We start from the raw sequence: 15,247 nt of genomic DNA, 5'->3' as shown, positions 1-15,247 counted from the left end.
GGTGTCCTTGGGCTCGGGAAATCCGGGGGGCTCGGGAATTCCGGGGGCTCGGAATGCCCGGTTCCTCCGGGGATATGGAGGAGCGCGAGAAAAGGCACCAATTACGATTTTGTAAGGGCGTGCCTTGGTCCCGGCGTCAGCCCGCGGGCCGCAGGAAGCGAAGGCGCGTCTCGCCCATCGCCCGCTCGTCGAGGAGATCGAGGCCGGGCACCGGCTCGAACGGCGCGTCGAGCGCCTCCTCAAGGACGACGACCGCTTGGGAGGCCAGCCAGCCACCGGCGAGGGCGCCCGCCAGCGCCGCTTCGCCGAGACGCCGGCCATAGGGCGGGTCCGCAAGCACGAGGTCGAACGGATCGATCGTGCCGGCATCCCCGAGCCGCGTGGCATCGCGCCGCAGGATCTTGGTGCGGCCGCCAAGGCCGAAGGCCTCGATATTGGTGCGGATCAGCCCGCGCCCCTCGGCGCTTTCCTCGACGAAGACGCCGTAGCGGCAGCCGCGCGACATCGCCTCCAGCCCGAGCGCCCCGGTGCCGGCGAAAAGGTCGAGGACGCGCCCGTCCTCGAAGCGCACCCCGAGCCCATGGGCGAGAATGTCGAACAGCGCCCCGCGATGGCGCTCCGAGGTGGGCCGGATCGCATCGGTCGAGGGGGTGGCGAGCGGACGCCCCTTCAGGACGCCCGCCACGATGCGCATAGCCACGCGCCGTCAGTCCTTGCGCGGGCTGGACCGGGGTCCGGAGCGCGGACCCGAACGCGGGCCGTCGCCCTTCGGGGGGAACGGCTTGTCGCCGCCCGTGCGCGGGCGATCGCCGCCGCGCCCTTCACCGGAGCGTCCCTTGCCTCTTGGCGGACGGCTGCCGCGGCTCTCGTCCTCGGCCGCGCGCCGGGCGGCGCGCTCCTCGCGGGCGGCTTTCGTCTTCTCGCCGACCGCGCGCGCGCCCGGCGCCATCCAGACGTTGGCGGTGCGCTTGGGCGCCGAGGGCGGACGGCGCGCCGGCCGATCGCCCGCGTCCGCGCCGTCGCGGTCCCGCCCGCCGGCGGGCTTGTCGCCGAAGGCGCGCGGCTTGCGCTCGCCAAACGGCTTGGTCTCGCGCTTCTCGAACGACCGCTTCTCGCCGTCGTCGCGGCGCGCGCGCGGCGCCTGCGTGTCGAGGCGGCCAAGGGCCTCCTCGCGCTTGGCGTTGCCGAACTTCTTCCGGTTCGGGCGCGGGCTGTCGGGCGAGTTGCTCACCCATTCGCTCTTCGCCCCGGCCGCGCGCTTCGGCGTCTCCTCGCCCTCCTCTGGCCGGCGGCGCTCGGCGGCCACCGGCTTGTTGGAGAACGGGTTGACGATCGGCGCGTCGAAGTCGGCGCCCGCTTCCTCGATCAGGGTCGGCCCGAGCTGATCCTTCAGCATGCGCCCCTTGATCTCCTGCACCGCGCCTTCTTCGAGCTCGCCGAGCTGGAACGGTCCAAAGGACAGGCGGATCAGGCGGTTCACGTCGAGGCCGAGATGGCCCAGCACGCGCTTGACCTCGCGGTTCTTGCCCTCGCGCAGGCCGATCGTCATCCAGACGTTCGATCCTTGCGTGCGGTCGAGCGTCGCCTCGATCGCGCCATAGAAGACGCCGTCGACCGCGATGCCCTGGCGCAGCTCGTCGAGCTTCTCCTGCGTGATCTCGCCATGCGCGCGCACCCGGTAGCGCCGCAGCCAGCCGGTGGAGGGAAGCTCCAGGATGCGGGCAAGGCCGCCGTCGTTGGTGAGAAGGAGGAGCCCCTCGGTGTTGATGTCGAGCCGCCCGACGGTCAGGACGCGCGGCATGTCCGCCGGCAGGCGGTCGAACACGGTCGGGCGCCCTTCCGGGTCGCGGTTGGTGGTGACGCTGCCGGCCGGCTTGTGGAAGAGCCAGAGGCGCGTGCGCTCGATCGGCGGCAGGGGCTTGCCGTCGATCTCGATGCGATCCGAATTCGTGACGTCCTGCGCCGGGCTGTCGAGACGCTTGCCGTTCAAGGTCACGCGCCCGTCGGCGATCATCCCTTCCGCGTCGCGGCGCGAGGCGATGCCGGCACGTGCCAGCCGCTTGGCGATGCGCATCGTGCCGGGTGCGCCGTCCTCGCCGTCCGTCGCCCCGCTGCGGGGCCGCTCGCCCATCGGGCGCGCACGGCGCTGGGTCTCGGCGCCGTCGTGGCTGAGGCGGCCGTAGGAGCGCGGACGCTCGCCGCCCTCGCCCTCGCGCTTGGCGCCGGCATGCGAGAACATGCCGCGCGAGCGGGGCGTGAAGGGCTTGACGCCGTCGCGGCGGGGCGCGCGCTCGCCGCCCTCGGAACGCTCCTCGCGCGGGCGGACGGCACGGGCCGGACGCTCGCCCCCGGCCTCCTCGCGCGGGCGGAACGGACGGTCGCCGCGAGGCGGCCGCTCGCCGCCCTCGGTGCGGGGCTTGAAGCTGCGGGCAGGACGATCACCGCCCTCGCTCCGGTCGCGGAACGGACGCTCGCCACCCTCCGCGCGGTCACCGCGTGGCTTGAACGACCGGGCGGGACGCTCTCCACCGCTCTCCTCGCGAGGGCGGAACGGCCGATCGCCGCCCTCGGTGCGCGGCTTGAAGTTGCGGGCGGGACGATCACCACCCTCGCTCCGGTCGCGGGACGGGCGCTCGCCACCCTCCGCGCGGTCACCACGCGGCTTGAAGGACCGGGCGGGGCGCTCTCCACCGGCCTCCTCGCGCGGGCGGAACGGGCGGTCACCGCGCGGCGGCCGATCGCCGCCCTCGGCGCGCTCGCCGCGCGGCTTGAAGGCGCGGGCCGGACGCTCGCCTCCGCCGCCCTCGCCCTCGCGCGGGCGGAACGGCTTGGCGCCGAACCGCTTCGGGCCGGAGCGCTCGCCGCGCGCCTCGCCTTCGGCGCCCTCGGGGCGCGGCCGGAAGGGACGGGCCGGCCGATCGCCGCCCGCGCCGCCCGGCTTGCCCTTGAATCCGCCGGGCTTGCCGCCGCGCGGACCCGAACCGCCCACGGACCCGCCCTTGGATCCGCCTGGGCCGCGGCCCGCACCGCCGCGGCCCGAACGGCCGCCCTGGTTCTCGTCGCTCATCTTTTCGCTATGCCTTGTGTTCTCCGGCACGCATAGCAAACTCCCGCCGATCAAACGAGAGACCTTGCATGTCGCGCTTGAATTCCATGGATGAGGCGCTCGTCGAGGCCCGGTCCGCCGAGGCCCGCGGCGAGACGCCGGTGGGGGCCGTGGTGGTGCTGGACGGGCAGGTCATCGGCCGCGGGGGCAACGAGACCCGCGCCCTCTTCGACCCCACGGCCCATGCCGAGATCTTGGCGATCCGCCGAGCCTGCGAGGCGATCGGCTCGGAGCGGCTGATCGGCGCCGACCTCTACGTGACGCTGGAGCCCTGCGCCATGTGTGCGGCGGCGATCTCGTTCGCGCGCATCCGGCGGCTCTACTTCGGCGCGGGCGACGCGAAGGGCGGCGCGGTGGAACACGGTCCCCGCTTCTACGCCCAGCCGACCTGCCACCACGCGCCGGAGGTCTATTCCGGCATCGGTGAAACGGAGTCCGCCGCGCTCCTGCGCGACTTCTTCCGCGCGCGGCGCGACTAGCGCCGCGTCAGAAGGGCCAGAGGCTCTTCAGCTTCGAGCCAAGGGTCTTCGTGCCGTTGGCGTTGCGAGCCTTGGCATCCTCGTCGACGCCGGGATCGCCGGCGGGCGCCGTCGCGGCGGGCTGGCGGTAGGTCAGCGGCGGCTCCGACAGGTAGCGGCGCTGGGTCGGATCGCCCTGGCGTCCGACGCGGGCGCGCTCGTTGGCGGCGACGCGCTGGCCGGCCATCTGCTTGGACGAGATCCAGCTGCCTTCCATCTCGGCGCGCTTGCCGACGGTCGAGCTGACGGTCGCCTCCTCGCGCGTCATGCCCTCCTTGTCGGCGGTCATGAAGGCGACCGGAAGGGCGCCGTCGCTGCCGTCGGGCGCTGCGGCGCGCAGCCGGGCGCGGCGCTGCTCGGGCGATTCCGGCCAGTTCGCATCCGTGCTCGCGCTTGCCGCGACGCGCGGCGGTGGCAGCACGTCGCGCTTCTGCGACTTCACGAGTTCGGGGCGGGGCGAGTAGTCGACGCGCGTCCGGTTGGAGGAGCCCAGCGTCAGCATGCCGTCGAGGTCGTTGAACAGCTGCTGGCCCTGGCTGGTGCCCGTGCCGTAGGTCGGACCCATGCAGCCGCTGAGCGCCAGCGCGGCAGCGCCGAGAGCCAGCATGCGCGAGCCGACGCGAACGGTGGTGTGTGTCATGCCGGGCGTTTCCCCTTGTGTCTCGTGACCGCTCGGGCCCCATCGAGGTCGCGCGGGGACCCCTCCCCCCGCGCCTTTGCTCAGGACAATCCGGCGATTTTACGAAGAGCTTCTAGGCGAGAGCACGGTCCGAGTCCAGAAACGGCAAAGATTCCGTTACCACGAGGCAACGGCCGCACCTCAGGCGGCCGTTGCTTTGAGTTCGCGCAGCGCCTCGGCGTCGCGCGGCGTGACGTCGGGATACTCGGGGTCCGTGCCGACGAGCGGCGAGACCTTCCATGAGCGCGCGCATTTCTGCCCTTCCGCCCGTGTCGGCACCACCGCGATGCCCGGCGTGTCGGACAGCGTGAAGGCACCCTCCGGCGCAGGCTGGCCGGTGAGGGCGATGTCGCTGGTGATCGCGATCTCGGCGAGATCGATCTCGCCGAGAAGCGTGCGCAGGTCCGCGTCCGCGACATGCACCACGGGGGCCGCCTCCAGCGAGGAGCCGATGCGCTTGGCGCGGCGCTCTTCCTCCAGGGCGCCGGTGACGACGCGGCGCACGCGCCGGATCTGCCGCCAGCGCTCCGCCAGCGCCTCGTCGACCCAGACGGGATCACAGCCGCGGAACGCTTCCAGATGCACCGAGCGTGCTTCCGGATAGCGGCTCAGCCACGCCTCCTCCATCGTGAACGGCAGGAGCGGCGCCAGCCACGTTACCAAGCGGTCGAAGAGGATGCGCACGACCTGGAGCGCCGCCCGGCGGCGCACCGAGGACGGCGCGTCGCAGTAGAGCGCGTCCTTGCGGATGTCGAAGTAGAAGGCCGAAAGCTCCACCACCATGAAGTCGAGAAGCGTGCGGGCAATGCGCTTGAAGTCGAAGGCGTCGTAGCTCTTCAGGACCACGCCCTCGATCTCGGCGAGGCGGTGGAGCATCAGGCGCTCGAGCTCGGGCATCTCGGCAAGCGGCACGTCGTCGCCCCGGTCGTGCGCCAGCGTGCCGAGCATCCAGCGCACCGTGTTGCGCAGCTTGCGATAGGCGTCGACATTGGTCTGGAGGATCGTCTTGCCGAGGCGCAGGTCCTCCGAATAGTCGGACGAGACCACCCAGAGGCGCAGGATGTCGGCGCCGGACTGCGAGATGACCTCCTGCGGCGTCACGACGTTGCCGAGCGACTTCGACATCTTGCGCCCGTCCTCGTCCATCACGAAGCCGTGCGTCAGCACCGCGTCGTAGGGCGCGCGGCCGCGCGTGCCGCAGGCTTCGAGCAGCGAGGAATGGAACCAGCCGCGGTGCTGGTCGGAGCCTTCGAGATAGAGGTCGGCCGGCCACTTCAGGTCGGCGCGCTTTTCCAGGCAGAAGGCGTGGGTCGAGCCGGAATCGAACCAGACGTCGAGGATGTCTCGGACCATCGACCAACGGGCAGCGTCGTGCTCGTTGCCGAGGAAGCGCTCTTTGGCGCCCTCGGCGAACCAGGCGTCGGCGCCCTCCTTCTCGAAGGCGTCACGGATGCGTGCGTTGACCGCCTCGTCCTTCAGGACCTCCCCGTCCTCGTCGACGAAGACGCAGATCGGCACGCCCCAGGCGCGCTGGCGCGACAGGACCCAGTCCGGCCGGTCGGCGATCATGCCGCGCAGACGGTTCTGCCCGCTGGCGGGCACGAAGCGCGTGTCGTCGATGGCGCTGAGGGCGCGTCCGCGCAGCGTGTCCCCGCCCGACGGCTTGGCTCCGTCGAGCCCGTAGCCGGCGAGGTCCTTGTCCATGTGGACGAACCATTGCGGCGTGTTGCGGAAGATCACCGGCTTCTTGGAGCGCCAGGAATGCGGATAGGAATGCTTGAGGCGTCCGCGCGCGAGCAGCCGGCCGGCCGCCACCAGCGCGTCGATTACCCGCTTGTTGGCGTCGCCCTTCTTGCCCTTGTCGTCGATGACGCGGCCGGCTCCGCCCTCGGCATCCGGCCCGAAGCCCGGTGCGTCCTTGGTGTAGAAGCCGTCGTCGTCCACCGGGAAGGGGATCGATGCGTCGATGCCGCGCGCCTCGATCTCGCGGCGTGCCGAGGTCCAGGCCTCGAAGTCCTCGCGGCCGTGGCTCGGCGCCGTGTGCACGAAGCCCGTGCCGGCGTCGTCGGTCACGTGGTCGCCAGCCAGCAGCGGCACGGCGAACCCGTAGCCGCCGCCAAGGCCTTTCAGCGGATGGTAGCACAGAAGGGCGGCGAGGTCGGCAGCGGACACGTCGCGCAGACGCCGGACGCCGCCGTCCGGCAGCCGGGCCTTGGCGAAGACGTCGGCGGCCAGCGCGTCGGCGAGCACGAGACGCTCGCCGTGCGCGGCCCAGCGCGGATTGTCCGCATCGTCCGGTGCGGTGACTTCGTAGAGGCCGTAGGCGATGCGGGGCGAATAGGCGATGGCGCGGTTGCCGGGGATGGTCCAGGGAGTCGTCGTCCAGATCACGACGCTCGCGCCGTCGAGCGGGCCGACATCGGGCGAGCCCGCCTTCGGGAAGCTCGACACGCCGCCGTTGAAGGCCGGCGTGAAGCCGTTCGAGGCGGGGCGGACAGCGAACTTCACCCAGATCGTGTCGGACTCGTAGTCCTGGTACTCGACCTCGGCCTCGGCGAGCGCGGTCTTCTCGACCACCGACCACATCACCGGCTTCGAGCCGCGGTAGAGCTGGCCCGACATGGCGAACTTCAGGAGCTCGCCGGCGATCACCGCCTCGGCCCCGTAGTTCATGGTGAGGTAGGGGTTCTTGAAATCGCCCTCGACGCCGAGGCGGCGGAACTCGTCCGATTGCACGCCGACCCAGTGTTCGGCATAGGCGCGGCACTCGCGGCGGAAGGCGATCATGGCGGACGAGTCGGTCAGGTCCGGCTTCTGCCGACCCTTGGCGCGGTAGTTCTCCTCCTCGATCTTCCACTCGATCGGCAGGCCGTGGCAGTCCCAGCCGGGCACGTAGTTGGAGTCATAGCCCCGCATCTGGAAGGAGCGGGTGATGACGTCCTTCAGCACCTTGTTCAGCGCATGCCCGATGTGGAGATGGCCATTGGCGTAAGGGGGGCCGTCGTGGAGGACGTATTTCGGACGACCGGCGGATTCGCGGCGCAGCGTGCCGTAGAGGTCCATCTCGTCCCACTTGGCGATCCACTGCGGCTCGGCCTGGGGCAGGCCCGCCCGCATCGGAAACTCGGTCTCCGGCAGGAACAGGGTCTTGGAATAGTCGGTCTCGGGACGCTCGGTCATGGCGGCAAACTCGTTCAGGGCTGCATCGCGGCGCGGACACGGGAAGCCTCATGGCTTCGGGGCGGCGACGCATCAGGGCATGGGATGGGGCATGGGGAAGGCCCGGAAGACTTGCGGTCCGGGCGCGGCACGTCGTCCCGGCTCCGGCGGCACCTGTCAGCGCCGGCGCGGAACCGGGCGGCTAATTCGCGATCCGGCATGCGCGGGGGCGCCGGGCGGCAGGGCGGCCGTTCTGTCCATTGCCGCTTCCTATCAAAGGGAGTGGCCCGGTTCCAAGGACTTTTCTCGGATCAGAAGGTGAGCGCGGCGTCCAGCGGCGACAGGGGGCGGGCGCCGGCGAGAAGCGCGCGCGCTTCCGCCGCATCGATGTCCATGCGCGCGATCAGCGCCTCGGCCGAGTCGAAGCGTTCCTCGCCGCGGATGAAGCCGAACAGCGAGACCGAGACCGCCTCGCCGTAGAGATCGCCGGAAAAGTCGAACAGAAAGGTCTCGAACAGCGCCGCGCCGTTGTCAAAGGTCGGGCGGCGGCCGTAGCTCGCCACCCCGTCGTGGAGCGAGCCGTCGGCGCGGCGCAGGCGCACGGCATAGATGCCGTGGGCGAGCAGTCCGTCGTCCGGCAGAACCATGTTGGCGGTGGGATAGCCGAGCGTGCGCCCGAGCTTCGCCCCGTGGCTGACCGTGCCCTCGATCGTCCAGCGATAGCCGAGGAGCCCGGCGGCGGCGGCCGCATCGCCGTTCATCAGGTCTTCGCGGATGCGGCTCGAGGAGACCGTGTTGGCGCCCTCGTCGACGAAGGGCGCGATCGAGGTGACGCCGATGCCGAGTTCGGCCCCGCGCGCGCGCAGGAAATCGAGGTCGCCCTGCCGGCGTGCGCCGAAACGGAAATCATAGCCGACGACGACGTGGCGCGCGCCGAGATCGCGATGCAGCGTCTCGGCGACGAAGGCTTCGGCGGGATGGGCGGCATAGTCGAGATCGAAGGGCTGCTCGACCACCGCCTCGACGCCGAGGAGGCCGAAGAGCCGAGCCTTCAAGGGCGCGGGGGTCAGGCGCTGCACCGGATGCTGCGGCCGGAACACGGTGCGCGGATGCGGCTCGAAGGTGAGCGCGAGGCGCGGCGCGCCGGTCTCGGCGGCGAGGGCCGCGAGCGTCTCGACCACCGCCTGGTGTCCGCGATGGACGCCGTCGAAGTTGCCGATCGCGACGACCCCGCCGCGAAGCTCGCGCGGCAGTGCCGCCGCACCCGGAATGCGCTGGGCCGGCCCCGTCATCGGAGCGCGGGCATCACGTAGCGGGCATGGACGCCCCGCGCCAGAAGCTCGGCCGACAGGAGAATGGGATCGCCGATCACCTCGACCAGCTCGTCGCGGTGGATGCCGTGCGAGATGAAGAGGCAGTCGGCGCCGTGGTTCACCGCGCCGAGGACATCGGTCATCAGCCCGTCGCCGATGCACAGGACGCGGGCCCCCTCCCCCACGACGCGGCGGGCGACGTCATAGATCGGGGCATGCGGCTTGCCGGCGAGGTGCACCGTGCCGCCGATCGAGGCGTAGACGGCCGCGACGGCCCCGGCGCAGGGGATCAGCTGGTCGCCGATATGGACCACGAGGTCCGGGTTGGCGCAGATCATCGGCAGGCCGCGGCCGGCGCAGCGCTCCAGGAGCGGGCGATAGGTCTCGGGGTCTTCCGTGCGGTCGTCGAAGAGGCCGGTGCAGACGATCGCCTCGGCGCCCGTCTCGTCCTCCAGTTGCAGCCCCAGCCCATCGAAGATGTCGAGATCGCGCTCGGGGCCGATATGGAGCACGCGGCGCGAACCCGCCTCGATCAGCGCCCGCGTCGCATCGCCCGAGGTGACGATCGCATCGAAGCTGTCGCGCGTGACGCCGAGCGCCGCGATCTGGCGCTCGACGCCGCCGGCAAGACGCGGCGAGTTGGTGAGGAGCACGACCCTCTTTCCGGCGCGGCGCGCGCCTGTCAGCGCCGAGACCGCCGCCGCGTGGCTCGCCACCCCGTCGTGGACGACGCCCCAGACGTCGCAGAACAGGGCGTCGTAGCCCGCCAGCACCTCGTCGAGGCTTTCGATCGCGCGCATCGCGCCCTCGGTCATCGGGTGGCTCCGGCTCATGTCCATCGAAGGCCCCGCGATATCGGAGCGCGGGGGGCGGGGTCAAGCAAGCGGCCGGTCGCTTCGACCTTGCGCCAGGCTGGCGGCACCCTTGACATGGACGGGGCCGATCTCCTATCTCCCCGCTCGTTAGCACTCACCCACGTCGAGTGCCAGAGATCGGAACGGGTGCGCCCCGGCGGCCCGTTTCTTGTATCAAGCCTTTTGAGAAGGTTCGACTGAGATGGCCAATGTGAACTTCCGCCCCTTGCATGACCGCGTCGTCGTGCGGCGCGTCGAGTCCGAATCGAAGACCGCCGGCGGGATCATCATTCCGGACACCGCCAAGGAGAAGCCGCAGGAAGGCGAGATCGTGGCGGTCGGCGCCGGCGCACGCGACGAGACCGGCAAGGTCAACCCGCTCGAGGTCAAGGCCGGCGACCGCATCCTGTTCGGCAAGTGGTCGGGCACCGAGATCAAGCTCGGCGGCGAGGACCTCCTGATCATGAAGGAATCCGACATCCTCGGGATCGTCGGCTGACCTCGTCGCCCCAACACATCCTTTCTTTTGAAACGGCGCGAGGCTTCATGAGCCGCGCCGAGGAGACAAGACCATGGCAGCCAAGGACGTAAAGTTCGGTCGTGATGCCCGCGAGCGCATGCTGCGCGGCGTCGACATTCTCGCCGATGCGGTGAAGGTCACGCTCGGCCCCAAGGGCCGCAACGTCGTGATCGACAAGTCGTTCGGCGCTCCGCGGATCACCAAGGACGGCGTGTCCGTCGCCAAGGAGATCGAGCTGGAGGACAAGTTCGAGAACATGGGCGCCCAGATGGTGCGCGAAGTGGCCTCGAAGACCAACGACAAGGCTGGTGACGGCACCACCACCGCGACGGTTCTCGCCCAGGCGATCGTTCGCGAGGGCGCCAAGGCGGTGGCCGCCGGCATGAACCCGATGGACGTCAAGCGCGGCATCGACCAGGCCGTCGCCAAGGTCGTCGAGACGCTCGTCTCCTCGGCCCGCAAGATCGAGACCTCCGACGAGGTCGCCCAGGTCGGCACCATCTCGGCCAACGGCGAGAAGGAAATCGGCCAGATGATCGCCTCGGCGATGCAGAAGGTCGGCAACGAGGGTGTCATCACCGTCGAGGAAGCCAAGACCGCCGAGACCGAGCTCGAGGTCGTCGAGGGCATGCAGTTCGACCGCGGCTACCTTTCGCCGTACTTCGTGACCAACGCCGAGAAGATGGTGGCCGACCTCGAGGACGCCTACATCCTCCTACACGAGAAGAAGCTCTCCAACCTCCAGGCGATGCTCCCGGTCCTCGAGGCCGTGGTGCAGTCGTCGCGTCCGCTCGTCATCATCGCCGAGGACGTCGAGGGCGAGGCTCTGGCCACGCTCGTCGTCAACAAGCTGCGTGGCGGCCTGAAGATCGCCGCCGTCAAGGCGCCGGGCTTCGGCGATCGCCGCAAGGCGATGCTCGAGGACATCGCGATCCTCACCGGCGGTCAGGTCATCTCCGAAGACCTCGGCATCAAGCTCGAGAACGTCACGCTCGACATGCTCGGCCGCGCCAAGAAGGTCTCCATCACCAAGGAGAACACCACGATCGTCGACGGCAACGGTGAAGCCGACGGCATCAAGGCCCGCGTCTCGCAGATCAAGCAGCAGATCGAGGAGACCACGTCGGACTACGACCGCGAGAAGCTCCAGGAGCGCCTGGCCAAGCTCGCGGGCGGCGTTGCGGTGATCCGCGTCGGCGGCTCGACCGAGGTCGAGGTCAAGGAGAAGAAGGACCGCGTCGACGACGCGCTCAACGCGACCCGCGCGGCCGTGGAAGAGGGCATCGTTCCGGGCGGCGGCGTGGCGCTCCTGCGCGCTTCGAACGCCGTGGACCTCAAGGGCGAGAACGCCGACCAGGACGCCGGCATCGCCATCGTCCGCAAGGCGCTCCAGGCCCCGATCCGTCAGATCGTCCAGAACGCCGGTGGCGAGGGCTCGATCGTGGTCGGCAAGATCCTCGACAACTCGTCGCTGACCTACGGCTACAACGCCCAGACCAGCGAGTACGGCGACATGATCCAGGCCGGCATCGTCGACCCGGTCAAGGTCGTGCGTTCGGCGCTGCAGGACGCGGCCTCGGTCGCCGGTCTCCTCGTCACCACCGAAGCCATGATCTCCGAGGCCCCCAAGAAGGACTCGGGCGCCGGCGGCATGCCGGGCGGCATGGGCGGCGGCATGGGCGGCATGGGCGGCATGGACTTCTAAGTCCGGCAGGACTCGGAAGGCCCGTAAAGCCGCCCATCCCGAAAAGTACCGAAACCGGGCAGGCCCGGTTTCGGGTGGCGGCATGGACTTCCAAGTCCGACGCTTCGGCCAAGCTGAACAAAGGAAAGGCCCGGCGGAGCGATCCGCCGGGCCTTTTCGGTTTGTGAGAGGGAAGGCACCGACCCGTTCCACCGGGGAAATTCACTCCGGCAGGAAGTCCTGGTCGCGAAGCTGATCGAGCGAATAAGGGCAGACGTGCGGGAACATGTTCCGGTCGAGACCCGTCTCCACGGATGCTTCCTTACGCGCGTCACGATAGATGTCGGCGACGATCTCGCTGACCTTCGCCGCAAGACTTGGATTGCGCTTCTCACGACGCGCGATGTTGCCCCGCTCCCTGAGGATGGTCAGCTGCCAGGATCGAGAGCGCCGCTCCGCCTGGAACTGCCATTTGAGAAGATGGAAGATCAGGAGGCGGTAGCTGGATTCCAGCGCGTGCCTCTGCTCGCTTCCCATGCTCTCCACCTCCTCCACCAGATTCGCCAGATCAAGTTCCCCGAAGCGCTTGAGGCGCAGGAGCTCGGCCTGTTCGAAGGCCCAGGCGTGGAAGTCGTCCTCGTAGTCGGTGGGCGAGGCGAAGTAGGGCTTCTCTTTGGCGAGGCTCATCGCAGGCCTTTCCGGTGACCGTCGAAAAGGAAACTAGCGTTCCGACGACGGATTTGCACGCGGGCGTGCATTGTCACCGCCTTCCTCCGCTCCCATAAGCCCTCGGATCGGATCGCGGGGGCGGGCATTTGAGCGAGTTCTTCATCTTCTTCTTCGTCGGCGCGCTGGCGCAGCTCGTCGACGGCGCCCTCGGCATGGCCTACGGCGTCATCTCCTCGACCGTGCTCCTCGGTTTCGGCGTCCCGCCCTCCGTCGCCTCGGCCTCGGTGCATACGGCCGAGCTCTTCACCACGGCAGCGTCGGGCACCGCCCACATCGCCAACCGCAACATCGACTGGAAGCTGTTCTGGCGGCTCGTGCCCTTCGGCATCCTCGGCGGCGTGCTGGGGACCTATGTCCTGACCTCGGTGGACGGATCGACGATCCGCCCCTTCGTCGCCGCCTACCTCGGCATCATCGGCGTGATGCTGACCCTGCGCTCGTTCCGCAAGATGCCGCGGGCGCAGACGCCGATGGGCCTCGTGCCGCCGCTGGGCGCCGCCGGCGGCTTCCTCGATTCGGTCGGAGGCGGTGGCTGGGGACCGATCGTCACCTCGGGGCTTCTGGGGGCCGGCGGCCAGCCGCGCTACGTCATCGGCACGGTGAACGCGGCGGAATTCCTCGTCACCCTCGCCGTCTCGCTGTCGTTCCTCCTCGCCCTCGTGACCGGCCATTGGGAGGAAGCCGGAGACCTCTCGACCCATGCCCTTTCGGTGCTGGGGCTGATCGCCGGCGGCATCCTCGCCGCACCGCTCGCGGGCTACGCCGTCCGGAAGATCCCCGAACGCCTGCTCCTGCGCATTGTCGGCATCCTGATCTGCGTCCTCTGCCTCCAGCAGATCGTCACACTCCTTACATAAATGTAATCCTTGGCCAGGAACCTAATTTCTCGACTCCCGTTTTTTTCCCCGACGCCAGCATGAGCTGGCCCAACGAAACGGAGCAATTCCATGGTCGACAAGAATCAGGTCCAGGGCGGCGCGAAGGAAATCGGCGGCAAGATCAAGGAAGCCGCTGGCAAGCTGGTCGGCAACGACCGCCTCCAGGCCGACGGCATGGCGGACCAGGCCGAGGGCAAGACCCAGAAGAACTACGGCAAGGTCAAGGACGCCATGAAGGACCAAGTCGGCCTGAAGAAGCACTGACCCGCGTACGAATCGTTTGAGTGGGAAAAGCCGACCGAAAGGCCGGCTTTTTCGTGCGCGCGACGGGTTTCTCGACGACGTACGGCATGGTAACGCCGCCCCGACGGCCCGGCGTTCCGCGGGCGGCTTTCCGAGGGGAATGCGATGACCAAGACCCGCCGCGAGACCGATTCCATCGGCGCGATCGACGTGGCCACCGATCGCTACTGGGGCGCCCAGACCGAGCGTTCGCTGAACAACTTCCGCATCGGCACCGACCGGCAGCCGATCGCCGTGATCCACGCGCTCGCCACCGTCAAGAAGGCGGCCGCACGCGTCAACCAGGGCTACGGCAAGCTCGACGCGACGCTCGCCGATGCGATCGTCAATGCGGCCGACGAGGTGATCTCGGGCCGGCTCGACGACCATTTCCCGCTCGTCGTATACCAGACGGGCTCGGGCACCCAGACCAACATGAACGTCAACGAGGTCATCTCGAACCGCGCCATTGAGGCGCTGGGCGGCGAGATGGGCTCCAAGAAGCCGGTCCATCCGAACGATCACGTCAACATGGGCCAGTCGTCCAACGACGTGTTCCCGACCGCGATCCACGTCGCCGTCGCGATCGAGGCCACGAACCGCGTCCTGCCGGCGATCGACAAGCTCCATGCCGCGCTCGACGCGAAGGCGAAGGCGTTCGACCACATCATCAAGATCGGCCGCACCCACACGCAGGATGCGACGCCGATCACGCTCGGCCAGGAATTCTCGGGCTACGCCGCCGCGCTCAAGCTCGGCAAGCGCCGCATCGAGCAGGCGATCGAGGACGTCTACGCGCTGGCGCAAGGGGGCACGGCCGTCGGCACGGGCCTGAACGCCCCGGTCGGCTTCGACGTGAAGATCGCCGACGAGATCGCCAAGCTCACGGGCCTGCCCTTCCGCACGGCCGAAAACAAGTTCGAGGCGCTCGCCTCACATGGCGCGCTGACCTTCTTCCACGGGAGCCTCAACGCGCTGGCGACCGATCTCTTCAAGATCGCCAACGACATCCGCTTCCTGGGGAGCGGCCCGCGCTCGGGCCTCGGCGAACTCTCGTTGCCCGAGAACGAGCCCGGCTCCTCGATCATGCCGGGCAAGGTGAACCCGACGCAGGCCGAGGCCCTCACCATGCTCTGTGCCGAGGTGTTCGGCCACGAGACCACGGTGACGGTCGCCTCATCCCAGGGCCACTTCGAGCTCAACGTCTTCAAGCCGGTGATCGCCAACGCGGTCCTCTCCTCGATCCGGCTCCTCGCGGACGGCATGGATAGCTTCCGCGAGCACTGCGTCGATGGCATCAAGGCCAACGAGGACCGCATCCGGTCGCTGATGGAACAGTCGCTGATGCTGGTGACGGCGCTCGCCCCGACGATCGGCTACGACAACGCCGCGACGATCGCCAAGACCGCCCACAAGAAGGGCACGACCCTGCGCGAGGAGGCCCTCGCGTCCGGCCTCGTGTCGGGCGAGGACTACGACCGGATCGTCGACCCGGCGGCGATGACGCGTCCGAGTTGAGAGGCGC

At 69.5% G+C, this 15,247-nt stretch carries 13 protein-coding genes; 6 read left to right on the top strand and 7 right to left on the bottom strand.

Going from position 1 to position 15,247, the window contains the following annotated elements; all coding sequences use genetic code 11:
* Positions 1–136: 136 nt before the first annotated feature.
* Together BM175_RS09730 and BM175_RS09725 are read right to left on the bottom strand one after the other, a co-directional pair.
* Positions 137–694 (bottom strand): RsmD family RNA methyltransferase, encoded by a 558-nt coding sequence (locus tag BM175_RS09730; RefSeq protein ID WP_090962496.1) that lies wholly within the window; start codon positions 692–694, stop codon positions 137–139.
* Positions 695–706: 12 nt separating this feature from the next.
* Positions 707–3,067 (bottom strand): pseudouridine synthase, encoded by a 2,361-nt coding sequence (locus BM175_RS09725; RefSeq protein ID WP_090962493.1) that lies wholly within the window; start codon positions 3,065–3,067, stop codon positions 707–709.
* Positions 3,068–3,135: 68 nt separating this feature from the next.
* On the opposite strand from BM175_RS09725, the gene BM175_RS09720 reads away from it, so the two are divergent.
* A complete protein-coding gene (locus BM175_RS09720; protein WP_244545948.1) occupies positions 3,136–3,585 on the top strand; it encodes a nucleoside deaminase in 450 nt (149 codons plus the stop codon).
* A gap of 7 nt (positions 3,586–3,592) precedes the next feature.
* On the opposite strand, the gene BM175_RS09715 is transcribed toward BM175_RS09720, so the two are convergent.
* The 4 genes from BM175_RS09715 to BM175_RS09700 form a co-directional block, all read right to left on the bottom strand.
* Positions 3,593–4,264: a hypothetical protein gene (locus BM175_RS09715; RefSeq protein WP_090962491.1), complete on the bottom strand. Its 672-nt coding sequence runs from the start codon at positions 4,262–4,264 to the stop codon at positions 3,593–3,595.
* Positions 4,265–4,444: 180 nt separating this feature from the next.
* Complete coding sequence (gene ileS, locus BM175_RS09710) at positions 4,445–7,483, bottom strand: isoleucine--tRNA ligase (RefSeq protein ID WP_090962487.1); 3,039 nt, start codon at positions 7,481–7,483, stop codon at positions 4,445–4,447.
* A gap of 290 nt (positions 7,484–7,773) precedes the next feature.
* The gene (locus tag BM175_RS09705) at positions 7,774–8,754 is read right to left on the bottom strand and encodes a bifunctional riboflavin kinase/FAD synthetase (RefSeq protein ID WP_090962485.1); all 981 of its coding nucleotides are present in this window, start codon (positions 8,752–8,754) and stop codon (positions 7,774–7,776) included.
* Positions 8,751–9,590: a TIGR01459 family HAD-type hydrolase gene (locus BM175_RS09700; protein ID WP_090962482.1), complete on the bottom strand. Its 840-nt coding sequence runs from the start codon at positions 9,588–9,590 to the stop codon at positions 8,751–8,753. Before BM175_RS09700 ends, BM175_RS09705 begins: the two co-directional genes overlap by 4 nt.
* Before the next feature lie 241 nt (positions 9,591–9,831).
* Between BM175_RS09700 and groES the strand changes: the two genes are divergently transcribed.
* Together groES and groL are read left to right on the top strand one after the other, a co-directional pair.
* Positions 9,832–10,128, top strand: a complete 297-nt coding sequence (groES, locus tag BM175_RS09695; protein ID WP_019996686.1) for a co-chaperone GroES — start codon at positions 9,832–9,834, stop codon at positions 10,126–10,128.
* 73 nt (positions 10,129–10,201) lie between these two features.
* Complete coding sequence (groL, locus tag BM175_RS09690) at positions 10,202–11,854, top strand: chaperonin GroEL (protein WP_090962480.1); 1,653 nt, start codon at positions 10,202–10,204, stop codon at positions 11,852–11,854.
* Between the two features lie 201 nt (positions 11,855–12,055).
* On the opposite strand, the gene BM175_RS09685 is transcribed toward groL, so the two are convergent.
* Positions 12,056–12,520 (bottom strand): DUF29 domain-containing protein, encoded by a 465-nt coding sequence (locus BM175_RS09685; protein WP_090962477.1) that lies wholly within the window; start codon positions 12,518–12,520, stop codon positions 12,056–12,058.
* 128 nt (positions 12,521–12,648) lie between these two features.
* Here BM175_RS09685 and BM175_RS09680 point away from each other — a divergent pair, with 128 nt between their 5' ends.
* The 3 genes from BM175_RS09680 to fumC all read left to right on the top strand — a co-directional run bounded on the left by BM175_RS09680 (position 12,649) and on the right by fumC (position 15,240).
* Entirely contained in the window at positions 12,649–13,419 is a 771-nt protein-coding gene (locus BM175_RS09680; RefSeq protein ID WP_090962474.1) for a sulfite exporter TauE/SafE family protein, read from the top strand.
* Between the two features lie 90 nt (positions 13,420–13,509).
* Positions 13,510–13,704 (top strand): CsbD family protein, encoded by a 195-nt coding sequence (locus tag BM175_RS09675; RefSeq protein WP_055890594.1) that lies wholly within the window; start codon positions 13,510–13,512, stop codon positions 13,702–13,704.
* A 144-nt stretch (positions 13,705–13,848) separates the two neighbouring features.
* Positions 13,849–15,240, top strand: a complete 1,392-nt coding sequence (gene fumC, locus BM175_RS09670; protein ID WP_090962471.1) for a class II fumarate hydratase — start codon at positions 13,849–13,851, stop codon at positions 15,238–15,240.
* Positions 15,241–15,247: the final 7 nt, after the last annotated feature.

The sequence above is a fragment of the Aureimonas phyllosphaerae genome (assembly GCF_900113065.1).
Classification (GTDB): Bacteria; Pseudomonadota; Alphaproteobacteria; order Rhizobiales; family Rhizobiaceae; genus Aureimonas; species Aureimonas phyllosphaerae.
Note: the sequence above shows the minus strand (reverse complement) of the source record. Positions and strands in the feature narration are given on the sequence as shown.

Coding starts and splice junctions, on each gene's coding strand:
- BM175_RS09730 (WP_090962496.1), bottom strand. CDS start 694: ATGCGCATCGTGGCGGGCGTCCTGAAGGGGCGTCCGCTCGCCACCCCC.
- BM175_RS09725 (WP_090962493.1), bottom strand. CDS start 3,067: ATGAGCGACGAGAACCAGGGCGGCCGTTCGGGCCGCGGCGGTGCGGGC.
- BM175_RS09720 (WP_244545948.1), top strand. CDS start 3,136: ATGTCGCGCTTGAATTCCATGGATGAGGCGCTCGTCGAGGCCCGGTCC.
- BM175_RS09715 (WP_090962491.1), bottom strand. CDS start 4,264: ATGACACACACCACCGTTCGCGTCGGCTCGCGCATGCTGGCTCTCGGC.
- ileS (WP_090962487.1), bottom strand. CDS start 7,483: ATGACCGAGCGTCCCGAGACCGACTATTCCAAGACCCTGTTCCTGCCG.
- BM175_RS09705 (WP_090962485.1), bottom strand. CDS start 8,754: ATGACGGGGCCGGCCCAGCGCATTCCGGGTGCGGCGGCACTGCCGCGC.
- BM175_RS09700 (WP_090962482.1), bottom strand. CDS start 9,590: ATGACCGAGGGCGCGATGCGCGCGATCGAAAGCCTCGACGAGGTGCTG.
- groES (WP_019996686.1), top strand. CDS start 9,832: ATGGCCAATGTGAACTTCCGCCCCTTGCATGACCGCGTCGTCGTGCGG.
- groL (WP_090962480.1), top strand. CDS start 10,202: ATGGCAGCCAAGGACGTAAAGTTCGGTCGTGATGCCCGCGAGCGCATG.
- BM175_RS09685 (WP_090962477.1), bottom strand. CDS start 12,520: ATGAGCCTCGCCAAAGAGAAGCCCTACTTCGCCTCGCCCACCGACTAC.
- BM175_RS09675 (WP_055890594.1), top strand. CDS start 13,510: ATGGTCGACAAGAATCAGGTCCAGGGCGGCGCGAAGGAAATCGGCGGC.
- fumC (WP_090962471.1), top strand. CDS start 13,849: ATGACCAAGACCCGCCGCGAGACCGATTCCATCGGCGCGATCGACGTG.